This is a genomic window from Kineococcus sp. GCM10028916, from assembly GCF_042674865.1.
Taxonomy (GTDB): domain Bacteria; phylum Actinomycetota; class Actinomycetes; order Actinomycetales; family Kineococcaceae; genus Kineococcus.
Window position 1 is genome coordinate 1 of record NZ_JBHTFM010000006.1, and the last position, 25,738, is coordinate 25,738.

The following is a 25,738-nucleotide window of genomic DNA, read 5'->3' on the forward strand; positions in this document are numbered from 1 at the left end:
ATGATGCTGCGTCGGCTGACCAGGCCGAGGCAGCACTCACTCCATATCTGAAACAGTCACTCAGATCGCCACCGACCCGGTTCCCCTCGAGGTCCAGCTCGTCATGACCGAGGAGACCCTCCTCCGCGGCGGAAACGCCTCAGCCTCCTTCGTCGGCATCGGCCCCATCGCCGCCGCTCACGCCCGCGAACTCGTCGCCCACGCCGCAGACAGCGACCAGGCCTGGGTCCGACGCGTGTACACCACGCCGGACCACACCACCCTCGTCGCGATGGACTCGACGAAACGTCTCTTCACGAGGGGCCTCGCCCGCTTCATCAGACTCCGCGACCAACGCTGCGCCACCCCCTGCTGCGACGCCCCCGTCCACCACATCGACCACGTTCAGCCGTGGTCGACCGGCGGAACCACCACCCTCGACAACGGTCAAGGCCTCTGCGCCCGCTGCAACTACACCAAGGACCTCCCCGGGTTCAGAACCTTCTACGACCCCGAGACCCGGGTGACGACCTCCATCACCCGCACCGGCCACCGGTACCGTCGAGAACCACCACCCGCGCTGGGACACCTCACCCTGCCCGAACGCCGGAAGTTCGGCCGCCGGGCGAGCGACCTCGCGATGGCCGCCTGAACGTCGAGAGAACACCCCGTCGCGACGCTCTACCCGGCGTCCTCGATCAGCGTGAGTTGCGTCCCGTCGAGGTCGACGAGGGCCCCGGACCGGAACCCCCAGGTCTGCTGCTCGACGGGCACCAGGCGCGGGATGCCTCGCCGGGTCTGCGGCACTCCGGCGGCGGCGATGGCCGACCAGAGCGCGTCGACGTCGGCCACCCGCACCGTGCACGTGGACGAACTCTCGGAAGGCACCAGCGAGGGGAACGGGAAGAACTCCAGCTGCACCTCGCCCCGGCGCAGGATCAGCCAGCTCTCGTCGCGGAACGCCACCTCGAAACCGAACGCGCCGTAGAACGCCGTCGTGACGTCGAGGTCACGGGAGGGGAGGTTCGGCAGCGCCCGGTCGGCCGTGGTCTCCGTCGTACCCGAACCGCGCGACGCAGTGCCAGACCCGTTTCAGGGTCTGCCCGTCGTGCTCGCCCGTCCAGCTCGCGGCACCGATGACGGCCGGGTCCACCACCGCCGCCAGCGAAGCCCCCACCGCCGCGACCTCGGGGCCCCGGAACGCACGCACCTCGGGACGGGAGAAGTCGCTGCGGGTCAGCGCGAACCCCGGGTGCCGCTCGGCGGGTGCGGGGAAACCGCGGGTCCCGCCGGTGAACGACCGGTCGAGCACCAGCGCTTCGACGTCGCGGTCGAGGCGCACACCCCCGTGCACGTGGGCCTCGACGTAGTCGTCGAGGACGTCGCGTCCGGACGTGTCCGCGAGCGCCGTGAGGTCGCACCGTTCGCGCACTCCGACGTCGTCCGGGTCCGCGGCGGAGTCGGGGAAGCAGAAGGTGGTGCGCGCCAGCACCTCGGGCCTCAGCCGCAGGTGCGCGGACCCGAACCGGACGGATCCTCCCGCGGGGCGGGAGCGGTGGTTCAGCGATCCGTAGACCGGTCGGGCGGTGGGCGGCGCGTCGTCGTAGGCGGCGCCGAAGAGGCGGCTCTCCCAGGTCCACCGCTCCCCGCCGGGGTGGGCGGTGAGCCCGCCGTTGGAGGTGCCCGTGGCGAACTGGGACAGGTAGACCCCGTCGTCGAGCAACGCCTGCAGGGTGCTGCGCCCACCGGCGTCGCGGTCGGGGTGGAAGTGCACCGTCACGCGCACCGAGGGGTCGAGCGGTCCACCGCGCGCGAGGCTGCGCACGTGCGCGAGCGCTCTCCCGGCGGGTCCGTCCACCCGGTCATGGTCCCTTGACGCGGTACCGGTGGCCCAGCTCGGGGCCGTCTCGTAGATTCCTGGGCATGACGCTCGTTCCCTACACCGCGGGAGAGAAGCCGAGTCTGGTGGCCAGCCTGCAGCGTCACCGCGAGGCGGTCCTCTGGAAGCTCGAAGGCCTCGACGACGAACAACTGCGACGGCGGGTCGTGGGCTCGGACATGACGCTGCTCGGCACGGTGAAGCACCTCGCCTCGACGGAGTACAGCTGGTTCTGCTCGACGTTCGGCCGCCCCAGCGACGAGATCCCGTCCGAGGTGCTGGACGAGGACCCGCAGGCCGACTGGCGGATCCACCCGTGGGAGACGACCGAGGGGGTCCTGTCGTACTACGAGCGGGCCCGTGCCGCGGCCGACGAGGCCATCCGGGAGATCAAGGTCACCGAACGCGGGACGTCCTGGAACGGGAACCGCGTCACGATGCGCTGGGTCCTGATCCACATGATCGAGGAGACCGCCCGGCACGCCGGGCACGTCGACCTGGTGCGCGAACTGGTCGACGGGCGCACCGGTGATCACCGGGAGTTCACGACCGACGTCAGCTGAGCGCACGGTCGGCGCGACGACGCTGGTGGGCAGGGAGCCGCCGGAGCTCGGACGAGCAGGTGCCTCAGTTCACCGTGCGTCGAGCAGTTCCCGGCTGCGGCGACGCTGGAGTTCCAGCGTGAGCGCGTAGCCGTAGATCGTCAGCGCGGTGAACACCCACAACCACAGGCACACCGCCACCGCCGCACCGACCTGGGTGTAGCCGCCGAACGGCGAGCCCAGGTCGACAGGGATCGCCAGGAACAGCACGAAGCCCTGCAGGAACCCCGACACGAACGCCCCGGTCGAGAACCCTCCCCACACCGCCGCCCACCACCCGGGACGCACCGGGCCGAGCACCCGGTAGACGTAGACCAGGACGGGCGACACGACGAGCCAGTCGACGTTCAGCGCGATGTACACCGCGAGCGTCGACCCCGGGATCCCGGAACCGAACAACCGGCCCAGGAACGGCGCGACCTCGAGCACCGCGAGGAAACCCACGGGCGCCAGCAGCAGCAGCGGCAGCGCCTTCACCCGGATCCGCCAGGCCCCGGTCCTGCCCCGCACCGCCGGCGGGGCGGGTTCCGGGTAGCGGACGCTGACGCGGGCGAAACCCCGGCGCAGCCCTTCGCCGTAGACCGTCGCCGGGATGAGGGCGACGAGCACCGGCAACCACCCGACGTGGACGGCGGTCGCGGCGAGGCCGCGGACCACGTCGCCGGCGCCCTGGGCCGAGGGCAGCGCACGTCCGACGGAGTCGGCGAGGTCGAGGACCCGGTCCGCGCCGATCAGCGCCGCGAGCAGGCGCACCACGACGACGAGCGAGGGGACGAGCGCCATCGACGCGTAGAACGTCGCGCCCGCCGAGATGAGGAACAGGTCGTGGCCCTGCAGGCGCGTGTGGACGTCGGCGAACAGCGCTCTCAGCCAGCTGCCCGCCCGGGAGCGCCTCACGCGCCGGCCGGGAGGAGGCGGACGGCTTCGGGCGAACGGGACCCGCGGTAGGTGCGCCGGTAGGCCGTGGGGGTCGTCCCCACGAGTCTCAGGAAGTGCTGACGCAGCATCGCCGCGGAGCCGAACCCGCAGCGGCGGGCGACCTCGTCGATGGTCTCGTCGCCGTCCTCCAGCAGGTTCCGCGCCGCCGAGACCCGCTGCTCCAGCAACCACCGGTGCGGGGTGACTCCCGTCTCGGCCCGGAAGCGGCGGGCGAAGGTGCGGGCCGACATCGTCGCCGTCCGCGACCAGCCCGCGACGTCGATGTCCTGGTCGAGGTGCGCCACGGCCCAGGTCAGGGCGTTCTGCAGCGACTCGTCGCCGCAGGCCCGGACGGGAGCCTCGAGGTACTGGGCCTGGCCACCGTCGCGGTGCGGCGGGACGACCATCCGGCGCGCGATCGCCGTCGCGACGGCGCTCCCGTGGTGGCGCCGCACCAGGTGCAGCGACAGGTCGATGCCGGCGGAGGTCCCGGCGCTCGTCGCGACCGGACCGTCCTCGACGTAGAGGACGTCGGGCACCACTTCGACGAGTGGGAAGCGCTGCGCGAGCTCGGCCGCGTAGCGGTAGTGCGTCGTCGCCCGGCGCCCGTCGAGCAACCCGGCGTGGGCGAGCACGAAGGCCGCGCTGCAGAAGCTCGCGACCGTCGCCCCGCGCTCCAGCGCCGCGTACAGCTTCTCGTGCAGCGCCTCCCCCGCCGGGCCGCGGTGGGCCTTGGTGGGGGTGACGATGACCAGGTCGGCGGTGTCGAGACGGTCGAAGCGGTGGTCGGCGGTGAGGCTGAAGCCCTGGCGCGAACCGACCGGGCCGGCACCCTCCGTGCACACCGCGAACCGGAAGGCGGGAACGCCCTCCTCGGTCCGGTCGATGCCGAACACCTCGCAGGCCACCGAGAACTCGAAGGCCGAGAACCCCTCGCCGACGACGACGGCCACGTCGTGGAGGTCACCCGGAACACCCATGGCGGGCAGTCTGCCAGCCTTCGGACGGCTTGGCAGGATCTGGACGAACGTCGGCAGAGCTGCCACTCGGCGGCTGCGGTCGCGCCGAGCACGCTGGAGCCGTGTCCACAGACCTCACCGCCCTGGTGGTGCTCCTCGTCCTCGTCGCCCTCGCCGTCCTGGCGCCCCGCTGGGGTGTCGACAGCCGCCGCTCGCGGGAGTGGTCGCCGGAGGGTCCCCTCGACCACCCCGGTGCCGACCACCCCGGTGCCGACCGGTGAGCGTCGACACGATCGTGCCCCTGGACCACCGGGCCGCCCTGGCACGGACCCAGGCGACCTTCCTGGCGCTGCTCCGCCACGTCGAGCCCACCGCCCGGGTTCCCGGCTGCCCGGACTGGGACGCCGCGCACCTCACGGCCCACCTGACCGGCGTCCACCGCTGGGCCGCGGCCATGTCGCGCACGGCACCCGGCGCCGACGATGTGCCCGACGACGACCTGCCCGACGACGCCGACCCGCCGGTGGCGCCCGATGCCGCACAGGAGTACCGCGCGGCCGCCGCGGACCTGCTCGCCGTCCTGGACGAGGATCCCGACCGGCCCTGCCGCACCCTCACCGGAGCCGGGCGGCGGCGGGACTGGGCGCGTCGTCAGCTGCACGAGACGCTGGTGCACACCTGGGACCTGGCCGACGCCGGTGGCCTGCCCCGGTGGGGGCCGCCGGAGGTCGTGGCCGACGCCGTCGAGGAGGTCCTGGACACCCTGCACCCGCGCCAGGTCCGGCTCGGCCGGACACCCGCCCCCGACATCGGCGTCGAACTGCTGGGCTCCCGGCGCTGGGTGCTCGGCGACGGTCCGCCGGTCGCCGCCGTCGCGGGCGCCGACGCCGACCTCTTGCGGCTGCTGTGGCGACGGAGCGACCTCTCAGGGGCCGGGCTCGTCGTGACCGGCGACGCCGCACGGGCCACGGAGTTCCTCGCCGGCCGCCTCACGCCCTGAGGTCGCCGCGCGGGCCCCACCTCGACGACACGACAGGGTCAGGGCGCGTCCACGCCGAGACCGAGGACCTGCTCGAACGCCGCACGGGTGCCCTCCACGAGGTCCTCGGGGCGGTCGGAGGACGCGCGGGCCGTCGCCCAGCAGGCCGACGCGATCTGCCCGGCGAGAGCGGCGGTGTCCTCGCTCCACCCGTTCTCCGCCAGGAGCACCCCCAGCCGCCGGGCGATGAGCTGGGCCTTCACCGCGCTGCGTCCCCGCAGTTCCACGTGTCCCTCGACCAGCCGTTCGTGGCGTCGGTACTCCTCCGGGTCCTCGCAGACGTGCGCGCACAGGCGCAGCACCAGGGACTGGAGCGCCTGGACGGCACCTCGCGCGGACCGACCGCCGGGAGGGGCGGGGTCGAGGTTCTCCGCGGTGAGGGCGTCGAACAGCGCCTCCTCCCGTGCGAAGACGACCTCCTGCTTGTCGCCGAAGTGCCGGAAGAACGTCGTCCGCCCGACCTCGGCCCGCTCGGCGATGTCGGACACCGACACGTCGTCGAAGCCACGCTCGGCGAAGAGCTCCGCCGCGGCACGCACGATGCGCTCGCGGGCCGCGCGCTGCTTGCGCTCGACGAGGGAGGGGGCCGAGGTCATCGGCGCAGCGTAGAGCACCGGGACCCTGACGGTCTCCCGTTTCCGAAGGGCTTACGTTCAGTTTGGTACTGAGTACCATCCTGGAGGTCGGGTCATCGGGAACCGGCACGAACGGGAGGACGGACCATGGACACCGAGGACCGTTGGGCGATCACCGAGACGCTGAGCTCGGTGGGCCACGTCTTCGACGAGGGCAGGCTGGACGAGATCGACACCGTCTTCACCTCCGACGTCGTCTACGACATGAGTGCGGTGGGGATGCCGGTGATCCACGGCATCGAGGCCGCGCGGGAGGTGGCCCGGCAGCTGGGAACCCACGGCCCGATCTCCCACCACGTGAGCAACGTGGTCGTGCTCGGCCGGGGTGGCGTGGACAGCGGGGCGGACAGCGGGGCCGAGGACGGCGACGAGGTGGCCGTGGACTCGAAGGGGCTCATGCTCATGGCCGACCGGACCCTGACCGCCGTCGTGCACCACGACGTGCTGCGCCGGGAAGCGGGGGGCTGGCGCGTCGCGCGGCGGCTCGTCGTCCCCCCGGGCAGCGGACAGCAGCGACAGGAGGACTAGGCGACCAGGCCCAGGCGGCGCAGCTCCACCGCGAGGTCGTGCGGGCTGGAGGCGGCCATCTGGGCGTCCTCCAGCGTCACGACGCCGTCGCGGACCAGCGTCACGAGGTGCTGGTCGAACGTCTGCATCTGGTAGTACTGCCCCTCGCGGATGAGGTCGGTGATGAGGTTCGTCTTGTCCGGGTCCGCGATGGCGTCGGCGATGCGACCGGTGTTCACGCAGATCTCCATGACGACGCACCGACCCGCACCGTCGGCGCGCGGGACCAGCCGCTGGCAGACGATGCCGCGCAACGAACCCGCGAGGGCCAGGCGGACCTGCTTCTGCTCGTGCGGGGGGAAGAAGTCGATGATGCGCGAGATCGTCTCCGCCGCGTCGATGGTGTGCAGGGTCGACATCACGAAGTGACCGGTCTCGGCCGCGGACAGCGCCGCCTTCACGGTCTCCTGGTCACGCATCTCCCCGACGAGGATGACGTCGGGGTCCTGACGCATCGCGGCCCGCAGCGCGGTCCCGAAGTCGGCGGTGTCGAGGCGGACCTCCCGCTGACTGATCATCGAGCGGTTGTCGGTGTGCAGGACCTCGATCGGGTCCTCGATGGTCACGATGTGGGACTCGCGCACGTTGTTGATGTGGTCGATCATCCCGGCCAGCGTGGTCGTCTTGCCCGAGCCGGTGGGACCGGTGACGAGCAGCAGCCCGCGGTGCTCGAGGGCCAGCTGCTCGATGACGGGCGGCACGCCGAGCCCGGCCAGGGGGACGGCCTGCGCCGCGACGCGACGCAGCACCAGCCCGACGGAGCCGCGCTGGCGGAAGGCGTTGACGCGGAACCGACCGGCACCACCGGGCAGGCTGTAGGCGAAGTCGGCCTCGTTGGTGCGGGCGAACTCCTCGATGAGGTCGGCGCGCAGGATCTGCTCGAGCATCCGCTCGGTGACGTCCGGGGTCAGGACCGGGGCCTGCAGCGCCCGCAACCGGCCGTCGATGCGGATCCGGGGCGGGGACCCGGCCTTGCAGTGCAGGTCGGAGCCGCGCAGGTCGACGAGAGCGCGCAGGTACGGCGTGATGAGCGGCTCCACGGGTGCCGCGACGTGGCCCGCCGCCTGCTCGTTCGTCGTGCCGGCGTCGGTCCCCTGCGTGATCGTCACCGTTGCGGCATCGGGTCTCGCGGGCGCGACCTTGAGCACCCCTCACCCCGTGGGACGATGGACGACGAACAGACGCCCGGTTCGCCGGGTACCCACCGAGCGATGGAGGAGGAGCTCATGAGCAAGCGAGGCCGCAAGCGCCGCTCGCGCAAGGGCAACGGCGCGAACCACGGCAAGCGCCCCAACGCCTGAGCGAGCAGCTCACGTACGACGAAGGCCCCGGACCGAACGGTCCGGGGCCTTCGTCGTACGTGCTGGGGTGCGGGCGGGGCGTCAGTGGACGCTGACCTCGGTGATCTGCACCAGGATCTTCGCGCGCAGGGCCTGCGGGGCCTCCTCGCACGGGCACCCGGCGCGGATGGCCTGCTTCAGCTTCTCGTCCTCGGCCAGTTGCGCCAGGCAGCTGGCGCACTCCTCGAGGTGGGCCTGCAGGTGCGCGCAGTCGAGCTCGGCCATCTCACCGTCGAGGTACTCGAAGGCCCGCTCGAGGACCTCCCGGCAGTGGCCGAGTTCCGACGTGCTCGGTTCCGAGGCGCTCACGACGCTCCCTCCGTCTCCGGTACGGCACCCGACACACCACGACCGACGGCGTAGTCGCGCAGCAGCTCTCGCAGCAGTCGACGGCCCCGGTGCAACCGGGACATGACCGTCCCGATCGGCGTGCCCATGATCTCGGCGATCTCCTTGTAGGCGAAGCCCTCGACGTCGGCGAGGTACACCGCCAGCCGGAAGTCCTCCGGCACCTGCTGCAGGGCCCGCTTCACGTCGGAGTCCGGCAGGTGCTCCAGCGCCTCGGTCTCGGCCGAGCGCAGCCCCGTCGACTGGTGGGACTCGGCCCGCGCGAGCTGCCAGTCCTCGATCTCGTCGGCGTGCGACTGCTGCGGTTCGCGCTGCTTCTTGCGGTACGTGTTGATGTAGGTGTTCGTCAGGATCCGGTACAGCCACGCCTTGAGGTTCGTCCCCGGCGTGAACTGGTGGAAGGCGCCGTAGGCCTTCGCGAAGGCGTCCTGGACGAGGTCCTCGGCGTCGGCGGGGTTGCGCGTCATGCGCAGGGCTGCGGAGTAGAGCTGGTCGAGGAAGGGCAGCGCGTCGCGTTCGAAGCGCGCTGCGCGTTCGTCGGTGCTCTCCTCGGACGGAGCCCGATCGGTCTGTTCGGTCATCGCGTTCGAGGGTAGGCCCTGCGCGGGGGCACCGCTCGCGGCCCGGCGGCCACGGACGTCACGACGCGTCGGCGGACCGGCACTGGGGCGCTGCCTGACACGCGGTTCGACCCGGCGCGCAGGCTCGAGAGGTGGTGCGAACGACATGTCCGGATCAACGCGAGGACCCGGGTGAGCATTCCGTCACACCCCGAGCAGTTCACCCGTGCGCAGGTCCACCGCCCCCTCGAGCTCGTCCGGCGGGACGGGGGCGAGCAGGTCGTCGTCGGTGTTGCGGACGTTGCCGACCCGGCGCGAGACGGGGTGCGCGTCGAGGGTGCCGCCGAGGAAGAGGTCGCGCGGGACGGCGTCGAGGAGGGCCTGCACCTCCTCCGGGTCGTCGAGGGAGGGGTCCAGCCAGGCGTCGCGCAGGTCGCGCGGGACGACGAGGGGCATCCGTTCGTGCAGGCGGTCCAGGCCGGCCTCGGCCGCCGTCGTGACGATGGCGAAGGACACCAGCCAGCGCGTCGGGTCGTCCGCGGCCTTGGTGTCGTCCTTCCAGAACTCGTAGATCCCGGCCAGCGACAGCACCGACCCGTCGGCGTTGGCGACGGCGAACGGCTGCTTCAGCGGCTTGCCGTCCCCGCCCTTCGCGCTCTCGCTCGTCTGCCACTCGTACCAGGCGTCGACCGGGACGAGGCAGCGCCGGGCGGCCGCCGCCTTGGCGAACGCGGGCTTGGCGAGGAGGGACTCGACGCGGGCGTTGACCATCCGGGCCCCACCCGTGGCGTCCTTGGACCAGCTCGGCACCAGCCCCCACCTCAGCGCCCGCAACGACCGCGTCGGCGGCGCGTCCTCCTCGTCCTTGCGGAAGCGCTCGAGGACCACGGGGGGCGTGGTGGTGGGGGCGATGTTGGTGGACAGGGTGACCACCTGCTCGGAGCCGGACACCGTGTCGTCGTCGACCTCGAACTCCGCCACGAGGTCGTCGACATCTCTCCGCAGGGCGTATCGACCGCACATGCCTCACACCCTGGCACGCGGCTCCGACACCGGCCCCGCGGTCGCGGTGATCACCGCAGTGCGGTAGGCAACTCCCATGACTGTGGTGCGACGAGTAGCCCGTCCGATGCTGGCGGCGATCTTCATCAAGAACGGGATCGACCAGGTCCGGCACGCCCAGGACCTCGCCCCGTCGGCCGAGCCGCTGGTGCACCGCGTGGCGGGTCCGCTGCGCCTGCCCGACGACCCGGTCCTGCTGGTCCGCCTCAACGGCGCGGCCATGGCCGGTGCCGGTGTGCTGTTCGCGCTCGGGCGGGCCCCGCGCCTCGCCTCGACGGTGCTGGCCCTCACGGCGGCCCCGAGCGCGTACGTGAACCACCCGTTCTGGTCCGAGAAGGACAAGGCGGTCCGTGCGGAGGTCCTCGACGACTTCCTCACCGACGTTGGTCTGCTCGGTGCGGCCCTGCTCGCGGCCGTCGACACCGCCGGCAAGCCCGGGGCGCTGTGGCGGGGCAAGCGCGCCGGTCGCGACGCCCAGCGCCTGGCCAAGCTCGCCGCCCGCGAGGCCGTGCACGCGGTCGAGGTCGGCAAGCTCGACGTCCAGCTCGCGGCCGCGAAGCTCGGCTGACGACGAACCCGCCCGACCCCCGGCCACGACCCCGTCCGCGAGGTCGTGGCCGCGGGTCGTCGGGGGCTGCGAGGATGCTCCCCGTGACCCAGGACGACCCGAGCACCCCACCCGAGGACGAGCTGTGGGCAGCGCCCACCGCCGCCGGTCCGCTGGACGCCGTGGTGAGCGTGCCCGGATCGAAGTCCCTCACCAACCGCTACCTCGTGGTGGCGGCCCTGGCCGAACGCCCGTCGCTGCTGCGCGACCCCCTGGCCTCCCGCGACACCCTGCTGATGGCCGACGCGCTGCGCCTGCTCGGGACCGACGTGGTCGAGGGCGGTCACGACGTCGAGGGGGTGGACCCCCGCGACTGGGTGGTCCGGCCCGGTCCCGTCACGGGCGGGGCGCGCATCGACTGCGGCCTCGCCGGGACCGTCATGCGCTTCCTGCCCCCCGTCGCCGCACTGGCCTCCACCCCCGTGCACTTCGACGGGGACGAGCGCGCGCGGGAGCGTCCCATGGGCGCCGTGCTCGACGCGCTGCGTCAGCTCGGGGCGGTCGTGCAGGACGGCGGGAACGGTCTGATGCCCTTCAGCGTCCAGGGCCCCGCGGGCGGTCTGCGCGGCGGCACGGTCCGCATCGACGCCTCCGCCTCCAGCCAGTTCGTGTCGGCCCTGCTGCTCATGGGCGCCCGGACCCGGGAGGGTCTCGAGGTCGTCCACGAGGGCCCGCCGATCCCCAGCCAGCCGCACGTCCGGATGACCGTCGAGGTGCTGCGCGACGTCGGGGTGGTCATCGACGACGCCACGCCGGGCCGCTGGTTCGTCGAGGCGGGCGAGATCAACGCCCTCGACGTGCAGGTCGAGCCGGACCTCTCCAACGCGGGGCCGTTCCTCGCCGCCGCGGCCGCCGTGGGCGGCCGGGTGCGGGTCCCGGGGTGGCCGCAGTCCACGACGCAGGCCGGTGACCTGCTGCGCGACGTGCTCGACCAGATGGGCGCCGAGGTCAACCTCGACCGCGAGGGCCTGGTCGTGGAGGGCACGGGCGAGCTGTACGGGATCGACCTGGACCTGCACGAGGCCGGTGAGCTCGCCCCCGTGATCACGGCCCTGGCCGCGCTGGCCTCCTCCCCCACCCGGCTGCGCGGGATCGCGCACCTGCGCGGGCACGAGACGGACCGGTTGAAGGCCCTGGTCACCGAGGTGAACGCCCTGGGTGGGCAGGCCGAGGAGACCCTCGACGGGCTGCTGGTGCGCCCGCGTCCCCTGCACGGCGGGGTGTTCCGCTCCTACGCCGACCACCGGATGGCCACCGCCGGTGCCGTCCTGGGCCTGGCCGTCCCCGGTGTCCTCGTCGAGGACATCACCACCACGCGCAAGACGCTGCCGGACTTCCCGGGCATGTGGGCGTCGATGCTCGCGGGAGCCCCGGCCTGAGCCCCCGTCAGCGGGGTCCGCTGTCGCGCTACGACGAGGACGACGTCCGGGTCAGGCCCAACCGGAAGGGCACCCGGCCCCGCACCAAGGACCGTCCGGCGCACGCCGACGCCGTCGACGGGTTCGTCGTCGTGGTCGACCGCGGCCGCTCGCACGTCCTCGTCGGTGAGGGGACCGGGCAGGAACGCCTGGTCACGGCGATGCGGGCCCGCGAACTCGGCCGTCAGGGGGTGGTCGTCGGCGACCGCGTCGGCCTCGTCGGCGACGTCTCCGGGACCTCCGACACCCTCGCCCGGATCGTGCGCATCGACGAGCGGCGCACCGCCCTGCGCCGTTCCGCCGACGACACCGACCCCATCGAGCGGGTCGTCGTCGCCAACGCCGACCAGCTGGTCGTCGTGACGGCCGTGGCCAACCCGGAGCCGCGCTCGCGCCTGGTGGACCGCTGCCTCGTGGCGGCCTACGTCTCGGGGATGCAGCCGCTGCTGTGCCTGACCAAGGGGGACCTCCGCCCGGCCCAGGAGGTCCTGGAGACGTGGGCCCCGCTGGGTCTCGACGCCGTGGTCACCTCCCGCGGGCCGGACGGTCTGCTCGGTCTCGACGCGGTCCGCGAGCGCCTCGACGGGCGGATCAGCGTCCTCGTCGGCCACTCCGGGGTCGGCAAGTCGACGCTGGTCAACGCACTGGTCCCCGACGCCGACCGCGCGACGGGGCACGTCAACGTGGTCACCGGTCGCGGCCGGCACACCTCGACGTCGATGGCGGCGCTCACGCTGCCCGCCGGGGGCTGGGTCATCGACACCCCGGGCATCCGCGGGTTCGGCCTGGCCCACGTGGACCCGGAGGCGGTGCTGCGCGCGTTCCCGGACCTGCTGCCCGGCGAGGAGGACTGTCCCCGTGGCTGCTCCCACGACGAGCCGGGGTGCGCCCTCGACGCGTGGGTGGCGTCGGGCCGGGCCGGGGCGGCCGGTCCGGCCCGGCTGGCCTCGTTCCGGAGGTTGCTCGTGGCCCGCCGACCGGCCCGTGAGGACGCGATCGGAGCCGACCAGCCCCGCGAGGCCGACGACGGGTGACGGGTGCGGTCGACCGGGACGGTGACCACTGCCAGTTCACACGCGATGCCCTAGTGTGACGGTCGTTCCCGGTCGGAGATGAGGTGACGGCTGCTCATGGGAGACACCAGCTCGATCCGGCCCGCGGGTCTCGAGGCCACCGGACCCGCCCCCCACGTCCCCGCCCCCCACGTCCCCGGCCCGGCACCGGCTCCCGGCCCCACCATCCCCCCGGACCCCCTCCGGACCTGGACCGTCCTGCGGGAACTGGGACGCGGCGCGGGCTCGGTGGTCCACCTGGCGGCGCGGGCCGACGTCCGCGAACCCGGCGGGCGCGAGTACGCGATCAAGCGCCAGCGGTACGTCACCCTGCCGCCGCTCGACCAGGTCGAGGCCGACCGGATGCTGCGCCGCGAGGCCGCCCTGCTGGCCAGCGTGCACCACCCCGGGCTCACCCGCGTGCACGCCGTCGAGCAGGTCGAGGGTCGCCTCGCCCTCGTCATGGACGCCCACGACGGGACGTCGCTGGCCGACCTGCTGCACGCCCCGCCCACCCCCGGCCGCCCCGGACGCGGCGGTGACGCCGTCCCCGTGAGCACCGCGCCGCTGTCGCTGACCACGTCGCTGCGTCTGGCCGTCGACGTCTGCGACGCGCTGCACGCCCTGCACCGCAGCGGACTCGTGCACCGGGACGTGAAACCCGCGAACGTCCTCGTCACCCGGGCCGGGCGCGCGGTCCTCGTCGACCTGGGCGTGGCGCACCTCGAGAACCCCGTGCCCGCCCGTCCCGGGGTGCACCCCCACGGCGAACGGGCCGACGGTCCCGAACGCCGTCGTGAGGAGGACCGCGGGGGCGCCGACGCGGCCTCCGAGACCGAGGTCGGCGCACTGCACTACCGCTCCCCCGAGCAGGCCGGTGTCGTCCGCAGCCCCGTCGACCACCGCTCCGACCTCTACTCCGTGGGGGCGCTGCTGCTGGAGTGCCTCACCGGCCGCACCCCGGTGGAGGGCAGCGACCCGACGCAGGTCCGTCGCCGGCTGGGCCGGCTGCGCCCGCTCGACCCCGCGGTCCTCGGCCCCGACGTCCCGCGCGCCCTCGGGGTGCTGCTGCGCCGGCTGCTCGCCCTGGACCCGGAGGACCGGCCCGCGAGCGCCGCCGACGTCGCCGACGAGCTCAGCCGGATCGCGGCCGGCACCGCCCCCGACGTCGCCCTCGGGCGGCGCAGCTGGGTGAGCCCCGCCGACGGGCCGCTGCTGGAGCGCGGTCAGCAGACCGCGGTGCTCGACGCGGCCTGGGACAACGCGCGCGCCGGCTCCGGCGGGGTCGTCGTCGTCCGCGGCGCGGCGGGGTCGGGTCGCAGTTCCCTCGTCGAGCACCTGCACCGGCGGGCGGGCGGACAGGGCGCGGCGAGCGTGGTGCTGGACTCCACGACCTCGCCCGCCTCCCCGTTGAGCGCGTTGCGCCGGGCCATGACCGCGGGTGGCCTCTCGACGCCGCCGCGGGACGGGGTCGTCCCCGGTGACGGTGAGGAGCAACGGCCGCAGGCGCTGGCCGAGGAGCTCCTCCAGCACGCCGCCCGGACGGGGCCGCTGCTGGTCGTCCTGGACGACACCGAGCACGCCGACGCCTCGACGCTGGCCGTGCTGCGCTGGGTGGCCGGGGAGTGCGCCGACCTCCCGCTGCTGCTGGTCCTCGTCGACCGGCCCCGGGAGTCCGGTGGGCTGGACCCGGCGCTGGACTCCTCCCGGACCCTCGTGATCGACGTCCCGGCCCTCTCCGACGCCGCCGCCCGCGCCGTCGTGCGCCGTCGGCTGCCCGGGGCGGTGCTCACCGACTCCGTCGCCACGGCGCTCGTCTCCCGGGCCGCGGGCAACCCCGGTGCCCTGCTCGCGCTCCTCACCGCCCTCCTCGACGACGGCGGCCTGTTGCCCGACTGGGGCCACTGGCGACTGGAACACGTTGCGCTGGAGGCGGTCCCGGTGGCCCCCGGGCTGCTGGCGGCCCTGCTGCGCCGCGTCGAGGAACTCCCCGCCGGGCACCGCAACGTGCTGCGGCTGGCCGCCGCGTGCGGACGTTCCGTCGACGACCACCTCGTGCTGCGGGCCGCCTCGCCCCAGCTCCCGGCCGAGGCGGTCCGCGCCGGCCTCGCCGCCGGCGTCGCGGTCCGGCTGCTGCGCCCGCGGCCGCACGGTCGCCACGAGTTCCTGCACCAGCAGGTGGTCGACGCCGTCCTGGACGGGCTCGACGAGGTCGAGCGTCGTGGGCTGCACGCGCGCCTGGCCCGCGTCCTGCGCGTCGACACCCGGGCCGGGATGGAGTGCACCGACCGCGAGGCCGTCTTCGCGTGCGCCCACCAGCACCTGCGCGCCGGGGACGCCGTCGCCCCGGCCGACGTCGTCGCGGCGTGCGCGGTGGCCGGGGTCAGCGCCGCCCGCCACTACGCGCCGGAGGCCGCCGTCGGGTTGCTGCAGCAGGCCGTCGCGACCGCGGACGGGGCGGGTCTCCCGCTCGACCCCCGGTTGCGCCGACTGCTCGCGAGCTGCCTGGCCCGCACCGGTCGCCACGCCTGGGCCCACGACCACCTCGACCACCTCCTGCGCACCACGACCGACCCCCTCGGGAAGGCCGTCGGCCTCGGGGAGATCGCCACCCTGCACCGCCACGAACGGGCGCCCGACGGGCCCGCGCACGCTCTGGACGCGGTCCGGGAGGGTCTGGCCCAGCTCGGTTCCTCCCGGCCCGGTACCCGGGCGGCCTGGTGGGTCTTCACCCTCGTCACCGTGGCCGGGTTCGTGGCGACCCTGCTCGACCCGCGCCGTCGACGGGCCAGCCGGCACCGCCTGGACTCCCCCCGCGAGGTCGAGGAGAACACCGCCGAGGCCGCCCACGCCGTGCTGCTGCGCGAGGCCGCGGCCACCGACCTGGACCGCGGGTACCCGCTGCCCGCCCTGCCCACCGCGCTGGCCTCGATCGCGCACGCCTTGCGAGCCCGGCGCGCCGACCTCGCCCGGGACGGGCGACGCACCCTGGCCGCGGCGCTGCGCCGACTCCTGACGGGGCGGGCGACGTTGCTGCCGGTCCGCCTCCCCGGGACCTCCTCCCTCGTCGGACGCCCCCTGACTCCTCCCTCCCCCCGCCGCGGCGAGACCGAGCCCTCGGTGCAGGCCGGGATCCGCCTGGCCGAGGGACTGGACCGGCTGCGTTCCGGCGGGACGTGGCGCGAGGTCGCCCAGGTCCTCGAGGACGACGGGCAGTGGCTCGACCTGCCCGAGTACGTGGCCGGCACCCGGGCCGTCGTCCTCGAGCGCCTCGCCGCGGGGCACCTCGCCGCCGCCCGCAGCTGGCACGACCGGGCCCTGCGCCGGGTGCCGGAGGGGGCCCCGGCCCCCGTCGACCTCGACCTGCTCCGGGTCGCGCTGCTGGGGGCCTGCGGTCGGCCGGGGGAGGCCGGGGAGCTGTTGACGACGGTGCGGGGCGGGCTGTCGGCGACGTCGTCCCCCGAGCACCAGCTCGCGGTGCACCTCGCGACGGTGACGTGGCTGGTGCAGCAGCTCGACCTGTCCGAACGCTTCGACGAGGTCGCCCGGCGTTCCACCACGCTCCTGCAGCGCTCCCCGCTGCGGCGCTCGGTGGAGGCCCGCTGGACCGCCGACCTCGTGGTCCGCGGGCGGCTGGCGCAGCTCGCCGCGGCGAGCGACGCCGGGGACACCGTCCGGGTGCGCGAGCGGGAGCGGGAACTGCGGGAGGCGCTGGGTCACCTCGTCCACTGCGCCGGCGGGGCGGTGCAGGAGGCGCAGTTCGACGTCGTCCGCGCCGCCGCCTGGCACCGGCTGGGCCGCACCCACCGCGCGAAGGTGCTGCGGCGCAGGGCCGAACGTCGCGCCGCCCGGCTGGACGCCCCGCTCGTGCAGCACCACCTGATGCTGCTGCGGGCGCAGGACCTCGAGGCGAGCGGAGCCTTCGACGACGCCGAGCGGCTGCGCTGGCTGGCCACGGCCCTGGCCGACCGGCACGGCTGGGCGACCCTCGTGCAGCGCGGGCGCGCCGACCTGAACGCGACCCAGCCCGCGGGGAGCGGGACCTGGGGACCGGCGGCCGGTCGTCGCCGGCGGCTGCTCAGCGCGATGCGCGACGTCGGCGACGCGGCCCAGGTCCTGGACCCGCAGGACGTCGTGCGGCTCGCCCTGGACCAGGCCTGCGGAGTGCTCGGCGCCGACCGCGCGGTCCTCGCCGTCCTCGACGGCGAGGACGAGCTCGTCGTCTTCGCCGGGCGCACCCGTTCCGGCACCGACCTGGCGCTGGGCACCCCCCTGGACCCGGCCGCGGTCCGGGCCGCGCGGACCGGGCGGCCCGTGGTCCGCGGGGTGCTGGACGCGCAGGAACAGCGCAGCGCGCACACCCCCGAGGACGTCGCCCGCAGCGTCGTGGCCGTCCCGCTGCTCGTCCGCGGTCGCCGGACGGGGGTGCTGGCGGCGGTCAGCACCGTCGCCCAGGGTGCCTTCGGCCGGGGGGACGTCGAACTGCTGCAGCTCATCGCGGGACAGGTCGCGGCCTCCCTGGAGACGGCCCGGGCGGCCCGCCTGGAGATCGAGGTGCACGGCGCGCAACGCGAACGCGACCTCGCCGAGGCCGTGCGCCGTCTCACCGAGGAGGTCTCGGGCAGCCTCGACCTGCCCACCGTGCGCCGTCGGCTGCTGCGCTCGGCGCTGACGGAGCTGCAGGCGGGCCGGGCGGCCCTGGTGCCCGTCGCGGTCCGCTCCACCGTCGACGTCGACCCGCCCGCGCTGGTGACGGCCGCGGGCGGTGCGGCCGTGCGGGAGGTCCCGTGGAGCCGGGACTGGCAGGGCGACCGCGAGTCCGCGCCACTGCTGGAACGCCCGCTCGCCGCCCACGGCAGCGACCCGCTGCCCGCCCGGCTGCGGGGTCTGCTGGACCTCGGGGGCGACGGCGGGACCGGGGAGGAGCGGTGGCTGGTCGTCCCCCTGAAGGACCGGACCGGCCTGGTGGCCGAGGCGCTGGTGCTCGTCGGGGGTCCCGAGGGGCCCTCCGCCCGGCTGCACGTCGCGGAGGCGCTCGCCGCCCCCGCGGCCATCGGCCTGGAGAACGCACGGCTCTTCGCCCAGGTCGAGCACCTGGCCCGCACCGACTCCCTCACGGGTCTGGCCACGCGTGGTCACCTGCTGCGCCTGGGTGAGCAGCGCGTGCGGCGGGCCACCCCGGGCCGGGCCGTGGCGGTCCTGATGGTCGACGTCGACCACTTCAAGTCCGTCAACGACACCTACGGCCACGCCGCGGGCGACGAGGTCCTCACGGCCGTCGCGCGGCGGTTGCAGCACGAGGCCCGGGAGAGCGACGTCCTCGGTCGCTACGGCGGGGAGGAGTTCGCCCTCGTCGTCACCAGTCCCGCCCCCGGGGAGGGGTCCGGCCCGCTGGAGGCCCGGGAGGTCGCCGAGCGGCTGCGCCTGGCGGTGCGCCGCAGCCCCGTGCTGGTGCGGGGCGAGCAGCTGCAGGTCACGGTCAGCGTGGGGGTGGCGCTGCTGCGCGAGGGCGAGCATCTCTCCGACGTCCTGGCCCGCGCCGACAGCGCCCTGTACCGCGCCAAGGCCGCCGGCCGCGACGCCGTCGTCGAAGCCCTCTGACCCTGACCCCTGGTACGGGGGTCAGACCAGGCTGGACCAGTAGGACCAGAACTTGACCGCGATCATCACGATCACGGCGGCGTAGCTCAGCACGATGAGCAGCCCGCGGAAGTCGACGACCGTGCGGGCCAGGCCGTGCAGGGCCCGCGGGACGGGCACGAGACCGCGGTCGAGGCCGTCGGCGACGTGGACCCAGAAGGTCGGCACGACCACGCTCCACACGACCATGCAGTAGGGGCAGAGGGCGTGGATGGAGTAGAGGCTCTGGGCGATCAGCCAGCCGACGAAGACCGTGCCGAGGGTGATCCCGACGAGGTAGCCGCGTTCCACCCACCGCGGCAGCGCCGTGCGCGAGAGCACGAGCAGGCCGATCAGGAGCGAGAGCGCGAAGGCGGCGATCCCGATGAGCGGGTTGGGGAAGCCGAAGGCCGCCGCCTGGTCGGTGGCCATGACGCTGCCGCAGGACAGGATCGGGCTGATGTTGCAGCTCGGGGCGTAGTTCGGGTCCTCGGCGAGCTTGAACCGCTCGATCGTCAGCGTGAAGGCCGCGACGAAGCCGAGGATCCCGCCGACGGTCAGCAGCAGACCGCGGGCGCGCGGGGAGACCGGCAACGCCGACAGGTGCCCCCCGGGGGCGTCGTCGACGTGATCAGCGTGGTCGTCGTCGTCGAACCCGTCGAAGGTCTCGTCGTCGACCTGGTGCGTCGTGTCGGCCATCTGCGTCCTCACCTCGCGCGTTCCGGGGCGTGCCCACCCCGTTGCCCACCCTGTCCCAGCATCCTCGACAGCGCTGGACGTCACCTGAACGTCGCGGCCCCGCCGTGGTCACCGGGTCGAACCTCCCACGTCCACGGTCCCACGGGCCCCGGGCGGTAGGTTCGCGGGCGTGTCCGCCCCCACGCAGTCCCCCGCCGCGCACCAGCGTCCGCGCTACGACGACGACCTGCGGCTCGCGCACGTCATCGCCGACCAGGTCGACGGGGTGACCACCGACCGCTTCAAGGCGCTGGACCTGAAGGTCGAGACGAAGCCGGACCTGACGCCGGTGAGCGACGCGGACCGCGGCGCGGAGGAGCTCATCCGTTCCCAGCTGCGCCGGACCCGGCCGCGGGACGCGGTGCTCGGCGAGGAGTTCGGGCTGGTCGGGCACGGGGCCCGGCAGTGGGTCGTGGACCCCATCGACGGGACGAAGAACTTCGTCCGCGGGGTGCCGGTGTGGGCGACGCTCATCGCCCTCGTCGACGACGGCGTCCCCGTCGTCGGGCTGGTCTCCGCACCCGCGCTGGGGCGGCGCTGGTGGGCGGCGACCGGGTCGGGGGCCTGGACCGGGCGCAGCCTCTCCGCGGCGACGCGGATGCACGTGAGTTCGGTGTCGAACCTCTCGGACGCCTCCTTCGCGTACTCCTCGCTCGAGGGGTGGGAGAGTCGCGGTGCCCTCGACGGGTTCCTGGGCCTGACCCGCTCGGTGTGGCGGACCCGCGGGTTCGGTGACTTCTGGTCCTACATGCTGCTGGCCGAGGGCGCGGTCGACATCGCCGCCGAACCGGAGCTGGCGCTGCACGACATGGCCGCCCTCGTCCCGATCGTCACCGAGGCCGGGGGCCGGTTCACCTCCCGCGCCGGCGTCGACGGCCCCTTCGGCGGTGACGCCGTCGTCACCAACGGGCTGCTGCACGAGGACGCGCTGCGCTTCCTGGGGACCCCCGCCCAGCCGTGAACCCCGCCGTGGACCCCGTCCTGCAGGACCCCCGCGCCCGGCGCCTGCTGGTCTGGGAGGTCGTCGCCGTCTTCGGGGTCTCGCTCGGCATGAGCGGGGTCCGCGCCCTGGTCCGGTTCGTCGGCATCCTCACCGCCCCCGAGGCGATCAACGCCCAGACCTCGACGGTGCTCGGCAGCTACGCCCCCGACCGGCCGTGGCTGGACCTGGCCCTGCAGCTCGTCGCGATCGCGGCGGGACTCGCCCCGGTGTTCCTCGTGGGCTACCTGATGGCCCGGGGCGGGGAGTCGCTGCGGACCCTGGGTTTCGACGGTGCCCGCTTCGGGCGCAACCTCCTCGCGGGTCTGGGTCTGGCCGCCGTCATCGGCGGCTGCGGGCTGGTGCTGTACCTGGGGGCCCGGGGCGCGGGCCTCAACACCAACGTCGCGGCGTCGACGCTGCCCGACACCTGGTGGGCCATCCCGATCTCGGTGCTGGCCGCCGCGGAGAACGGCGTCCTCGAGGAGGTCCTCGTCGCCGGGTACCTGCTGCACCGGCTGGCGCAGCTGGGTTTCCGCTGGCTCCCCGCGCTGCTCGTGAGCGCGCTGCTGCGGGGTTCCTACCACCTCTACCAGGGGGTGGGCGGGTTCGTCGGCAACGTCGCGATGGGGCTGGTCTTCGGCTGGGTCTACCAGAAGTGGGGCCGGACGACGCCGCTCGTCGTCGCGCACACCGCCATCGACGTCGTCGCGTTCGTCGGGTACGCGGCGCTGGTCGGGAAGGTCAGCTGGTTGCCCGGCTGAGCGTCACCCGGGCAGGACGAGGACCGGCACCGGCGAGTGCCGCAGGATCTTCGTGGCCCGCGAGCCCAGGAACACCCGGGCCACCGGGCCCTTGGGCCGCGAACCCACCACGAGGAGTTCCCCGGGTTCCCAGTCGACGGCGTCGACAGCTTCCCGCCACCCCCGACCGGCCCCGACGACGGCGGTGACGTCGGGCGGCAGGGCTCCCTTGCGGCGCAGGGCCTCGACGCTGCGGTGGGCCTGTTCGAGCCAGGCGTCGAAGACCTCGTCGTCGCCGTCGACGCCGAACCCCGAGCTCCACCCCGTCCGGCTGCGCACCGCGAGGGTCAGCACCCGCAGCCCCGTCCCGACCCGTTCGGCGAACTGCTGGGCACGGGCCACGACGAGTTCGTCCTCCCCCGCCGCGGCGCAGGTGACCCGCTGCAGCGCGACGGACCCACCGCGGTAGCCGCGCGGGGCGAGGGCCACCGAGAGCGGTGAGGAGTGCAGCAGCCGACCCGCGGTGGACCCCACCGTGACCTGCCCGAGGTGGCCGTCGGGCGAGGAGCCGAGCACCAGGACGGCCGCGCCGATGTCGGCCGCGAGGTCGATGAGGCTCGCGGAGACGGACCGTCCCGCGCGGACGTGGAACTGCACGGTGGCCCCGGGGGCGATCTGGTCGAGGTAGGTCCGGGCCGACCTCTCCGCCTGCGCCGCGAGGGATCCGGACCACTCGACGAACTGCGCGTCGGCCTTCGCATCGACCATCGCCGGGGAGGGCGTGTCCCAGGGCCTGGGCAGGACCGTCGCGACGGCCAGCGGGACGCCGAGCGCGCGCGCCAGCTGCGCACCGAGGTTCAGGGTGGCGCGGCCGCCCTTCTCGGGCAGGTAGGCGACGAGGACGGTCACCCGTGGCTGCGCGGGTCGGCCGGGGCGGGACGGTGCTGCACGCGACCAGGGTAGCGATCGGCGAACTTCACAGCACGGACACGCTTTCGGCCGCTCCGACGTGCCCGGCTCACCTACCGTGGTGGGTCCGCAGGACATCGACGTCCGTACTCGATCCCTGAGGAGCCGCACCACGTGAACATCAGCACCTCCGTCTGGCTGACCCTGGCCGTCGCCGTCGTGGCCGCCGTCGCGGCCGCCGTCGTCGGCGAGCTCGTCGCCCTCGGTGTCCGCCGCCTCGGCCGCAACCACGAGATCCTCGCCACCCTCGCCCAGCGGGGACGGCGACCCCTCGCGGGGTTCATGGCCACCCTGGCCGCGCAGTGGGCGCTGAAGATCTACTCCCAGACCGCCGACTGGCAGCAGCCGACGTTCTTCGCGCTGACCCTGCTGACCGTCGCCTTCGGGGCCTGGCTGGCGGTGGTCGCCGCGAACGTCGTCCAGGACGTCCTGCTGCTGCGCTACCGGATCGACGTCAAGGACAACCGCCGCCAGCGCCAGCGCCGCACCCAGGTGCAGCTGGTCAAGCGCGTCGCGGTGGCCCTCATCATCGTCGTCGCCGTGGCCTCGATGCTGCTGACGATCCCCGGTGCGCGCGGCGCGGGCGCGAGCGTGCTGGCCTCGGCCGGGTTGCTCTCGGTGGTCGCCGGCCTGGCCGCGCAGACCTCGCTGGCGAACATCTTCGCCGGGTTGCAGATCGCCTTCACCGACGGGATCCGCGTCGACGACGTCGTGGTCGTCGAGGAGGAGTGGGGCAACATCGAGGACATCACCCTCACCTACGTCGTGGTGAAGCTGTGGGACCAGCGGCGTCTCATCCTCCCCTCCACGTACTTCACGACGACGCCGTTCGCGAACTGGACACGGAACTCCTCGGACATCATCGGCAGCGTCGACTTCGACGTCGACTGGACCGTCCCCTTCGACGAGGTCCGTTCGCACGCAGAGGCTTTCGTGAAGGACCACCCGCTCTGGAACGGCCAGACCTACGCGCTGCAGGTGACCGACGCGCGGAACTCGTTCGTCTCCTTCCGGGTGCTGGTCAGCGCGGACTCGGGCGGGGAACTCTTCGACCTGCGCTGCGCGGTGCGCGAGGAACTCGTCGCCCTCCTGCGCCGCGAGCACCCGGGCGCCCTGCCCAAGGTCCGGATGGACACCCCGCGGGCCGTCCACATCCCGCAGCAGGACGGTCACCGGGCGACGCGGACGGTGACGGGCTGATGGGGAGCGCGCACCTCCAGACGATCGTCGTCGGCGCCGGCGCCATCGGCTCCGCGGCCGCCTACTGGCTGGCCGAACGCGGCCAGACCGACGTGCTGGTGCTCGAGCAGTATGAGCTCGGCCACGCCCACGGCGCGTCCGAGGACCACTCGCGGATCATCCGGCACAGCTACCACGACAGCGTCTACGGTCGCCTGACCCGTCCCGCCTACGACAACTGGGCGAGGTTGCAGGACCGCAGCGGTCAGCAGCTGGTGTTCGAGACGGGTGGCCTGGACATCGCCGTCGAAGGCACCCCCGGGGTGCAGGGCGTCGAGAACTACCGCCGCACCCTCACCGAGAACGGCCACCCGTGGGAGGCGCTGGACACCGCCGGCCTCCTCGAGCGCTTCCCGCAGTTCCGCATCGACGAGGACGTGCGGGCGACGTACCAGCACGAGACGGGCCTGCTGGACGTCCGCCGTTCCCGCCAGACGCACGTCGCGCTCGCCGAGGGGGCGGGCGTCACGTTCCTCGAGCGCACGCCGGTCCGTCGCCTCGAGAGCTACGCCCACGGCGTGCGGGTGTTCACCGACGAGGGCGTGCACACCGCGGACCACGTCGTCGTGGCCACCGCCTCCTGGGCGGACGACCTGCTGCGGGACCTCGGCCAGACCTGGACGACGACCATCAGCCAGGAGCAGGTCGCCTACTTCGCGACCCCCCACGTCAAGGACTTCTCCATCGGGCGGTTCCCGGTGTGGGTCTGGCACGACGAGATGATGTTCTACGGGTTCCCCGTCTACGGCGAGGTCGCGATCAAGGTCTCCCGCGACGTCACCGGGAACTTCGTGACGCAGCAGACCCGCACCCGGGAGCCGATCCCGGCCGAGACGGACCTGCTGGCGGACTTCGTCCGGGACCGGTTGCCAACCGGGATCGGGCGCGAGCTGTACAGCAAGACCTGCGTCTACGACATGCCGCCGGACCGCGACTTCGTCGTCGACGCCCTTCCCGGGCACCCCCGCATCGTGCTGGGTCTGGGTGCCGGTCACGCCGCGAAGTTCTCGGGCCTGCTGGGCGAGGTCCTGGCCGAGCTCGTGGTCGACGGCCGGTCGTCGCACCCCATCGGGAGCTTCCGCGCCGACCGTCCCGCCCTGACCGACCCGGCCTTCGTCCCGGCCTTCCTGCTGCGGGGCTGACCGGAGCCCGGCACGAGACGACCCCGGCGGTGTGACGCAGCTCTCAACGGGGACGGACGGGCGACCCGCTCAAGGGGTGCCGGGGGGCGCGTCGACACACAGGCACGTGCCCTTCGCCCTGTTGATCCCTTCCCTCGGTCTCGTCGCCGCCGCCATCGGCATCCTCACGGGGGTCCCGCAGGTGCTCCGCCTGCTGCGCAGCCCCGACGCCAGCGGCCTGTCCTTCTCCTCCGCGGTCCTCGGCGTGCTGAGTTCCGGCAGTTGGCTGACCTACGGGTTCCTGCTGCTCGACCCGGCCCAGCTCGTCGCGAACGTCCCCGGCCTCGCCTGCGCGGTCGTGACCGTCGTCCTCGCCGCCCGTCGTCTCGGCGTGGCCCTGACCCCGGCCCTGGTGTGCGTGGCGGCCTGGGTCCCGCTCGTCGCGGTGGCGTTCCTCCTCGGGGGTCCGGCCCTCGTCGGCGTGGTCGCCACCGCGGTCTCGCTGGTGAAGATGCTGCCCCAGGTCCGCACCGTCCTGCGCCGCGAACCGCTGCACGGCCTCGCGCCCGCGTCGTTCGTCCTGACCCAGCTGTCGGCCACGCTGTGGGCGGTCTACGGCCTCGGGACGGGACAGCCCTCCGTCGTGGTCTGCTCCGTCGTCTCCGCGGTCCTGGCGGGGGTCGTCCTCTCGCGCCGCTGCCCGCCCCTCGCGGTCGCCCGCGCCCTGCACGAGGGCCGCTTCGGCGTCCCGGGCCGCCTCCTCGTCCGCCCGCTGGTCCTCGCCCGCCGGGCCACCCTCACGCTGGCGGCGTGACCCGGTTCATCGCCCGGTGCACGTGCAGGCGGACCAGGCAGCTGCGCACGGCCATCCGCATCGGCTGGTCGGCGCAGTGCTGCACCAGCCACTGCCCGACGCACTCGAGGTCGTCGGGACCCAGCTCCATGCCCAGGCGGCCCGTGGCCAGCGCGGCCTCGCTCCACACCTGCAGGGCCTGCTCGGGACCCGAGACGTCGGCCAGGCGTCGCAGCCACTCCACCGTCGTCGGGGGTTCCACCTGACGCGAGGAGCGGCGCGCCGGCGCGGTCAGCTCCGCCTGTCCCGATCTCATGCTGGAGACATCGGCACGGGAGACCACGTCGCGGAGCCTCCAGGGGGGTGAAGCGGACGGGTGGTGGCCGAGGGGTGCTGTCGCGAGCCACTCCCGTGATCACGGCGGCGGTCGGGCGCCTCCCGGTGACCGGTCGACCCCGACGGGGCCGTCCGGGTGGCGCGGACGGGTGGTGGGGCGGACGGGGCTGCAGGTCCCCCGGCGGGAAGCCGATGGGAAGACCGGGCCCGTCCACGAGCAGCGGGCACCCGCCGCG

27 protein-coding genes are annotated in these 25,738 nt (G+C 74.0%); 15 read left to right on the top strand and 12 right to left on the bottom strand.

The window, feature by feature from the left end:
• Positions 1–103: 103 nt before the first annotated feature.
• Positions 104–631, top strand: a complete 528-nt coding sequence (locus ACFQ46_RS07180; protein WP_380258624.1) for an HNH endonuclease signature motif containing protein — start codon at positions 104–106, stop codon at positions 629–631.
• Between the two features lie 29 nt (positions 632–660).
• On the opposite strand, the gene ACFQ46_RS07185 is transcribed toward ACFQ46_RS07180, so the two are convergent.
• Together ACFQ46_RS07185 and ACFQ46_RS07190 are read right to left on the bottom strand one after the other, a co-directional pair.
• The gene (locus tag ACFQ46_RS07185) at positions 661–945 is read right to left on the bottom strand and encodes a bleomycin resistance protein (protein WP_380258626.1); all 285 of its coding nucleotides are present in this window, start codon (positions 943–945) and stop codon (positions 661–663) included.
• A gap of 43 nt (positions 946–988) precedes the next feature.
• Positions 989–1,837 carry a DUF3626 domain-containing protein gene (locus ACFQ46_RS07190; protein WP_380258628.1) on the bottom strand — a complete coding sequence of 283 codons (849 nt, stop codon included), beginning with the start codon at positions 1,835–1,837 and terminating at the stop codon, positions 989–991.
• 65 nt (positions 1,838–1,902) lie between these two features.
• Here ACFQ46_RS07190 and ACFQ46_RS07195 point away from each other — a divergent pair, with 65 nt between their 5' ends.
• A complete protein-coding gene (locus ACFQ46_RS07195) occupies positions 1,903–2,421 on the top strand; it encodes a DinB family protein (protein ID WP_380258630.1) in 519 nt (172 codons plus the stop codon).
• A 69-nt stretch (positions 2,422–2,490) separates the two neighbouring features.
• On the opposite strand, the gene ACFQ46_RS07200 is transcribed toward ACFQ46_RS07195, so the two are convergent.
• The gene (locus ACFQ46_RS07200) at positions 2,491–3,357 is read right to left on the bottom strand and encodes a YihY/virulence factor BrkB family protein (RefSeq protein ID WP_380258632.1); all 867 of its coding nucleotides are present in this window, start codon (positions 3,355–3,357) and stop codon (positions 2,491–2,493) included.
• Positions 3,354–4,358: a GlxA family transcriptional regulator gene (locus ACFQ46_RS07205; RefSeq protein WP_380258634.1), complete on the bottom strand. Its 1,005-nt coding sequence runs from the start codon at positions 4,356–4,358 to the stop codon at positions 3,354–3,356. Before ACFQ46_RS07205 ends, ACFQ46_RS07200 begins: the two co-directional genes overlap by 4 nt.
• Positions 4,359–4,459: 101 nt before the next feature.
• Between ACFQ46_RS07205 and ACFQ46_RS07210 the strand changes: the two genes are divergently transcribed.
• Together ACFQ46_RS07210 and ACFQ46_RS07215 are read left to right on the top strand one after the other, a co-directional pair.
• Entirely contained in the window at positions 4,460–4,618 is a 159-nt protein-coding gene (locus ACFQ46_RS07210) for a hypothetical protein (protein ID WP_328292320.1), read from the top strand.
• The gene (locus tag ACFQ46_RS07215; protein ID WP_380258636.1) at positions 4,615–5,337 is read left to right on the top strand and encodes a maleylpyruvate isomerase family mycothiol-dependent enzyme; all 723 of its coding nucleotides are present in this window, start codon (positions 4,615–4,617) and stop codon (positions 5,335–5,337) included. Before ACFQ46_RS07210 ends, ACFQ46_RS07215 begins: the two co-directional genes overlap by 4 nt.
• A gap of 38 nt (positions 5,338–5,375) precedes the next feature.
• On the opposite strand, the gene ACFQ46_RS07220 is transcribed toward ACFQ46_RS07215, so the two are convergent.
• Positions 5,376–5,972, bottom strand: a complete 597-nt coding sequence (locus ACFQ46_RS07220) for a TetR/AcrR family transcriptional regulator (protein ID WP_380258638.1) — start codon at positions 5,970–5,972, stop codon at positions 5,376–5,378.
• Between the two features lie 126 nt (positions 5,973–6,098).
• Here ACFQ46_RS07220 and ACFQ46_RS07225 point away from each other — a divergent pair, with 126 nt between their 5' ends.
• Positions 6,099–6,539 carry a nuclear transport factor 2 family protein gene (locus ACFQ46_RS07225; protein ID WP_380258640.1) on the top strand — a complete coding sequence of 147 codons (441 nt, stop codon included), beginning with the start codon at positions 6,099–6,101 and terminating at the stop codon, positions 6,537–6,539.
• Here ACFQ46_RS07225 and ACFQ46_RS07230 read toward each other — a convergent pair.
• Positions 6,536–7,687 (bottom strand): type IV pilus twitching motility protein PilT, encoded by a 1,152-nt coding sequence (locus ACFQ46_RS07230; RefSeq protein WP_380258642.1) that lies wholly within the window; start codon positions 7,685–7,687, stop codon positions 6,536–6,538. The genes ACFQ46_RS07225 and ACFQ46_RS07230 overlap by 4 nt on opposite strands.
• 117 nt (positions 7,688–7,804) lie before the next feature.
• Between ACFQ46_RS07230 and ACFQ46_RS07235 the strand changes: the two genes are divergently transcribed.
• Positions 7,805–7,879, top strand: a complete 75-nt coding sequence (locus ACFQ46_RS07235; protein ID WP_375791718.1) for a 50S ribosomal protein bL37 — start codon at positions 7,805–7,807, stop codon at positions 7,877–7,879.
• A gap of 81 nt (positions 7,880–7,960) precedes the next feature.
• On the opposite strand, the gene rsrA is transcribed toward ACFQ46_RS07235, so the two are convergent.
• From rsrA to ACFQ46_RS07250, 3 genes are read right to left on the bottom strand one after another with little or no spacing between them, the layout of a single operon-like run.
• On the bottom strand, positions 7,961–8,227 hold the full coding sequence (gene rsrA, locus ACFQ46_RS07240) for a mycothiol system anti-sigma-R factor (protein WP_328292326.1): 267 nt from the start codon (positions 8,225–8,227) through the stop codon (positions 7,961–7,963).
• On the bottom strand, positions 8,224–8,994 hold the full coding sequence (locus tag ACFQ46_RS07245; protein ID WP_380161411.1) for a sigma-70 family RNA polymerase sigma factor: 771 nt from the start codon (positions 8,992–8,994) through the stop codon (positions 8,224–8,226). The genes rsrA and ACFQ46_RS07245 overlap by 4 nt, the downstream gene beginning before the upstream one ends.
• Positions 8,995–9,030: 36 nt before the next feature.
• Complete coding sequence (locus tag ACFQ46_RS07250) at positions 9,031–9,849, bottom strand: SOS response-associated peptidase (RefSeq protein WP_380258644.1); 819 nt, start codon at positions 9,847–9,849, stop codon at positions 9,031–9,033.
• A 76-nt stretch (positions 9,850–9,925) separates the two neighbouring features.
• Between ACFQ46_RS07250 and ACFQ46_RS07255 the strand changes: the two genes are divergently transcribed.
• From ACFQ46_RS07255 to ACFQ46_RS07270, 4 genes are all read left to right on the top strand, one after another.
• Positions 9,926–10,456 (top strand): DoxX family membrane protein, encoded by a 531-nt coding sequence (locus tag ACFQ46_RS07255; RefSeq protein ID WP_328292329.1) that lies wholly within the window; start codon positions 9,926–9,928, stop codon positions 10,454–10,456.
• Between the two features lie 74 nt (positions 10,457–10,530).
• Positions 10,531–11,874 (top strand): 3-phosphoshikimate 1-carboxyvinyltransferase, encoded by a 1,344-nt coding sequence (aroA, locus tag ACFQ46_RS07260; RefSeq protein WP_380258646.1) that lies wholly within the window; start codon positions 10,531–10,533, stop codon positions 11,872–11,874.
• A 20-nt stretch (positions 11,875–11,894) separates the two neighbouring features.
• Positions 11,895–12,947 (top strand): ribosome small subunit-dependent GTPase A, encoded by a 1,053-nt coding sequence (gene rsgA, locus ACFQ46_RS07265; RefSeq protein ID WP_380162445.1) that lies wholly within the window; start codon positions 11,895–11,897, stop codon positions 12,945–12,947.
• Between the two features lie 96 nt (positions 12,948–13,043).
• The gene (locus ACFQ46_RS07270) at positions 13,044–18,566 is read left to right on the top strand and encodes a diguanylate cyclase (protein WP_380258648.1); all 5,523 of its coding nucleotides are present in this window, start codon (positions 13,044–13,046) and stop codon (positions 18,564–18,566) included.
• A 21-nt stretch (positions 18,567–18,587) separates the two neighbouring features.
• Here ACFQ46_RS07270 and ACFQ46_RS07275 read toward each other — a convergent pair whose 3' ends face one another.
• A complete protein-coding gene (locus ACFQ46_RS07275) occupies positions 18,588–19,283 on the bottom strand; it encodes a vitamin K epoxide reductase family protein (RefSeq protein WP_380258650.1) in 696 nt (231 codons plus the stop codon).
• Positions 19,284–19,452: 169 nt separating this feature from the next.
• On the opposite strand from ACFQ46_RS07275, the gene hisN reads away from it, so the two are divergent.
• Positions 19,453–20,283, top strand: coding sequence for a histidinol-phosphatase (gene hisN, locus ACFQ46_RS07280; RefSeq protein WP_380258652.1), 831 nt, complete (start codon positions 19,453–19,455; stop codon positions 20,281–20,283).
• On the top strand, positions 20,280–21,065 hold the full coding sequence (locus ACFQ46_RS07285) for a CPBP family intramembrane glutamic endopeptidase (protein ID WP_380258654.1): 786 nt from the start codon (positions 20,280–20,282) through the stop codon (positions 21,063–21,065). Before hisN ends, ACFQ46_RS07285 begins: the two co-directional genes overlap by 4 nt.
• Positions 21,066–21,068: 3 nt before the next feature.
• Here ACFQ46_RS07285 and ACFQ46_RS07290 read toward each other — a convergent pair whose 3' ends face one another.
• The gene (locus ACFQ46_RS07290; RefSeq protein WP_380258656.1) at positions 21,069–21,953 is read right to left on the bottom strand and encodes a universal stress protein; all 885 of its coding nucleotides are present in this window, start codon (positions 21,951–21,953) and stop codon (positions 21,069–21,071) included.
• A gap of 174 nt (positions 21,954–22,127) precedes the next feature.
• Here ACFQ46_RS07290 and ACFQ46_RS07295 point away from each other — a divergent pair, with 174 nt between their 5' ends.
• The 3 genes from ACFQ46_RS07295 to ACFQ46_RS07305 all read left to right on the top strand — a co-directional run bounded on the left by ACFQ46_RS07295 (position 22,128) and on the right by ACFQ46_RS07305 (position 25,187).
• Positions 22,128–23,213 (top strand): mechanosensitive ion channel family protein, encoded by a 1,086-nt coding sequence (locus tag ACFQ46_RS07295; protein WP_380258658.1) that lies wholly within the window; start codon positions 22,128–22,130, stop codon positions 23,211–23,213.
• Complete coding sequence (gene solA, locus ACFQ46_RS07300; protein ID WP_380258660.1) at positions 23,213–24,394, top strand: N-methyl-L-tryptophan oxidase; 1,182 nt, start codon at positions 23,213–23,215, stop codon at positions 24,392–24,394. The genes ACFQ46_RS07295 and solA overlap by 1 nt, the downstream gene beginning before the upstream one ends.
• Positions 24,395–24,500: 106 nt before the next feature.
• Positions 24,501–25,187 (top strand): SemiSWEET family transporter, encoded by a 687-nt coding sequence (locus ACFQ46_RS07305; RefSeq protein ID WP_380258662.1) that lies wholly within the window; start codon positions 24,501–24,503, stop codon positions 25,185–25,187.
• On the opposite strand, the gene ACFQ46_RS07310 is transcribed toward ACFQ46_RS07305, so the two are convergent.
• Complete coding sequence (locus ACFQ46_RS07310) at positions 25,171–25,482, bottom strand: hypothetical protein (protein WP_380258664.1); 312 nt, start codon at positions 25,480–25,482, stop codon at positions 25,171–25,173. The genes ACFQ46_RS07305 and ACFQ46_RS07310 overlap by 17 nt on opposite strands.
• Positions 25,483–25,738 lie beyond the last annotated feature (256 nt).

What these genes read in the sequence shown, in the direction of transcription:
- aroA (WP_380258646.1), top strand. Translation starts at nt 10,531, where the DNA reads ATGCTCCCCGTGACCCAGGACGACCCGAGCACCCCACCCGAGGACGAG.
- ACFQ46_RS07225 (WP_380258640.1), top strand. Translation starts at nt 6,099, where the DNA reads ATGGACACCGAGGACCGTTGGGCGATCACCGAGACGCTGAGCTCGGTG.
- ACFQ46_RS07275 (WP_380258650.1), bottom strand. Translation starts at nt 19,283, where the DNA reads ATGGCCGACACGACGCACCAGGTCGACGACGAGACCTTCGACGGGTTC.
- ACFQ46_RS07245 (WP_380161411.1), bottom strand. Translation starts at nt 8,994, where the DNA reads ATGTCGTTCGCACCACCTCTCGAGCCTGCGCGCCGGGTCGAACCGCGT.
- ACFQ46_RS07250 (WP_380258644.1), bottom strand. Translation starts at nt 9,849, where the DNA reads ATGTGCGGTCGATACGCCCTGCGGAGAGATGTCGACGACCTCGTGGCG.
- ACFQ46_RS07180 (WP_380258624.1), top strand. Translation starts at nt 104, where the DNA reads ATGACCGAGGAGACCCTCCTCCGCGGCGGAAACGCCTCAGCCTCCTTC.
- ACFQ46_RS07220 (WP_380258638.1), bottom strand. Translation starts at nt 5,972, where the DNA reads ATGACCTCGGCCCCCTCCCTCGTCGAGCGCAAGCAGCGCGCGGCCCGC.
- ACFQ46_RS07270 (WP_380258648.1), top strand. Translation starts at nt 13,044, where the DNA reads ATGGGAGACACCAGCTCGATCCGGCCCGCGGGTCTCGAGGCCACCGGA.
- solA (WP_380258660.1), top strand. Translation starts at nt 23,213, where the DNA reads ATGGGGAGCGCGCACCTCCAGACGATCGTCGTCGGCGCCGGCGCCATC.
- ACFQ46_RS07195 (WP_380258630.1), top strand. Translation starts at nt 1,903, where the DNA reads ATGACGCTCGTTCCCTACACCGCGGGAGAGAAGCCGAGTCTGGTGGCC.
- ACFQ46_RS07205 (WP_380258634.1), bottom strand. Translation starts at nt 4,358, where the DNA reads ATGGGTGTTCCGGGTGACCTCCACGACGTGGCCGTCGTCGTCGGCGAG.
- ACFQ46_RS07255 (WP_328292329.1), top strand. Translation starts at nt 9,926, where the DNA reads ATGACTGTGGTGCGACGAGTAGCCCGTCCGATGCTGGCGGCGATCTTC.
- ACFQ46_RS07310 (WP_380258664.1), bottom strand. Translation starts at nt 25,482, where the DNA reads ATGAGATCGGGACAGGCGGAGCTGACCGCGCCGGCGCGCCGCTCCTCG.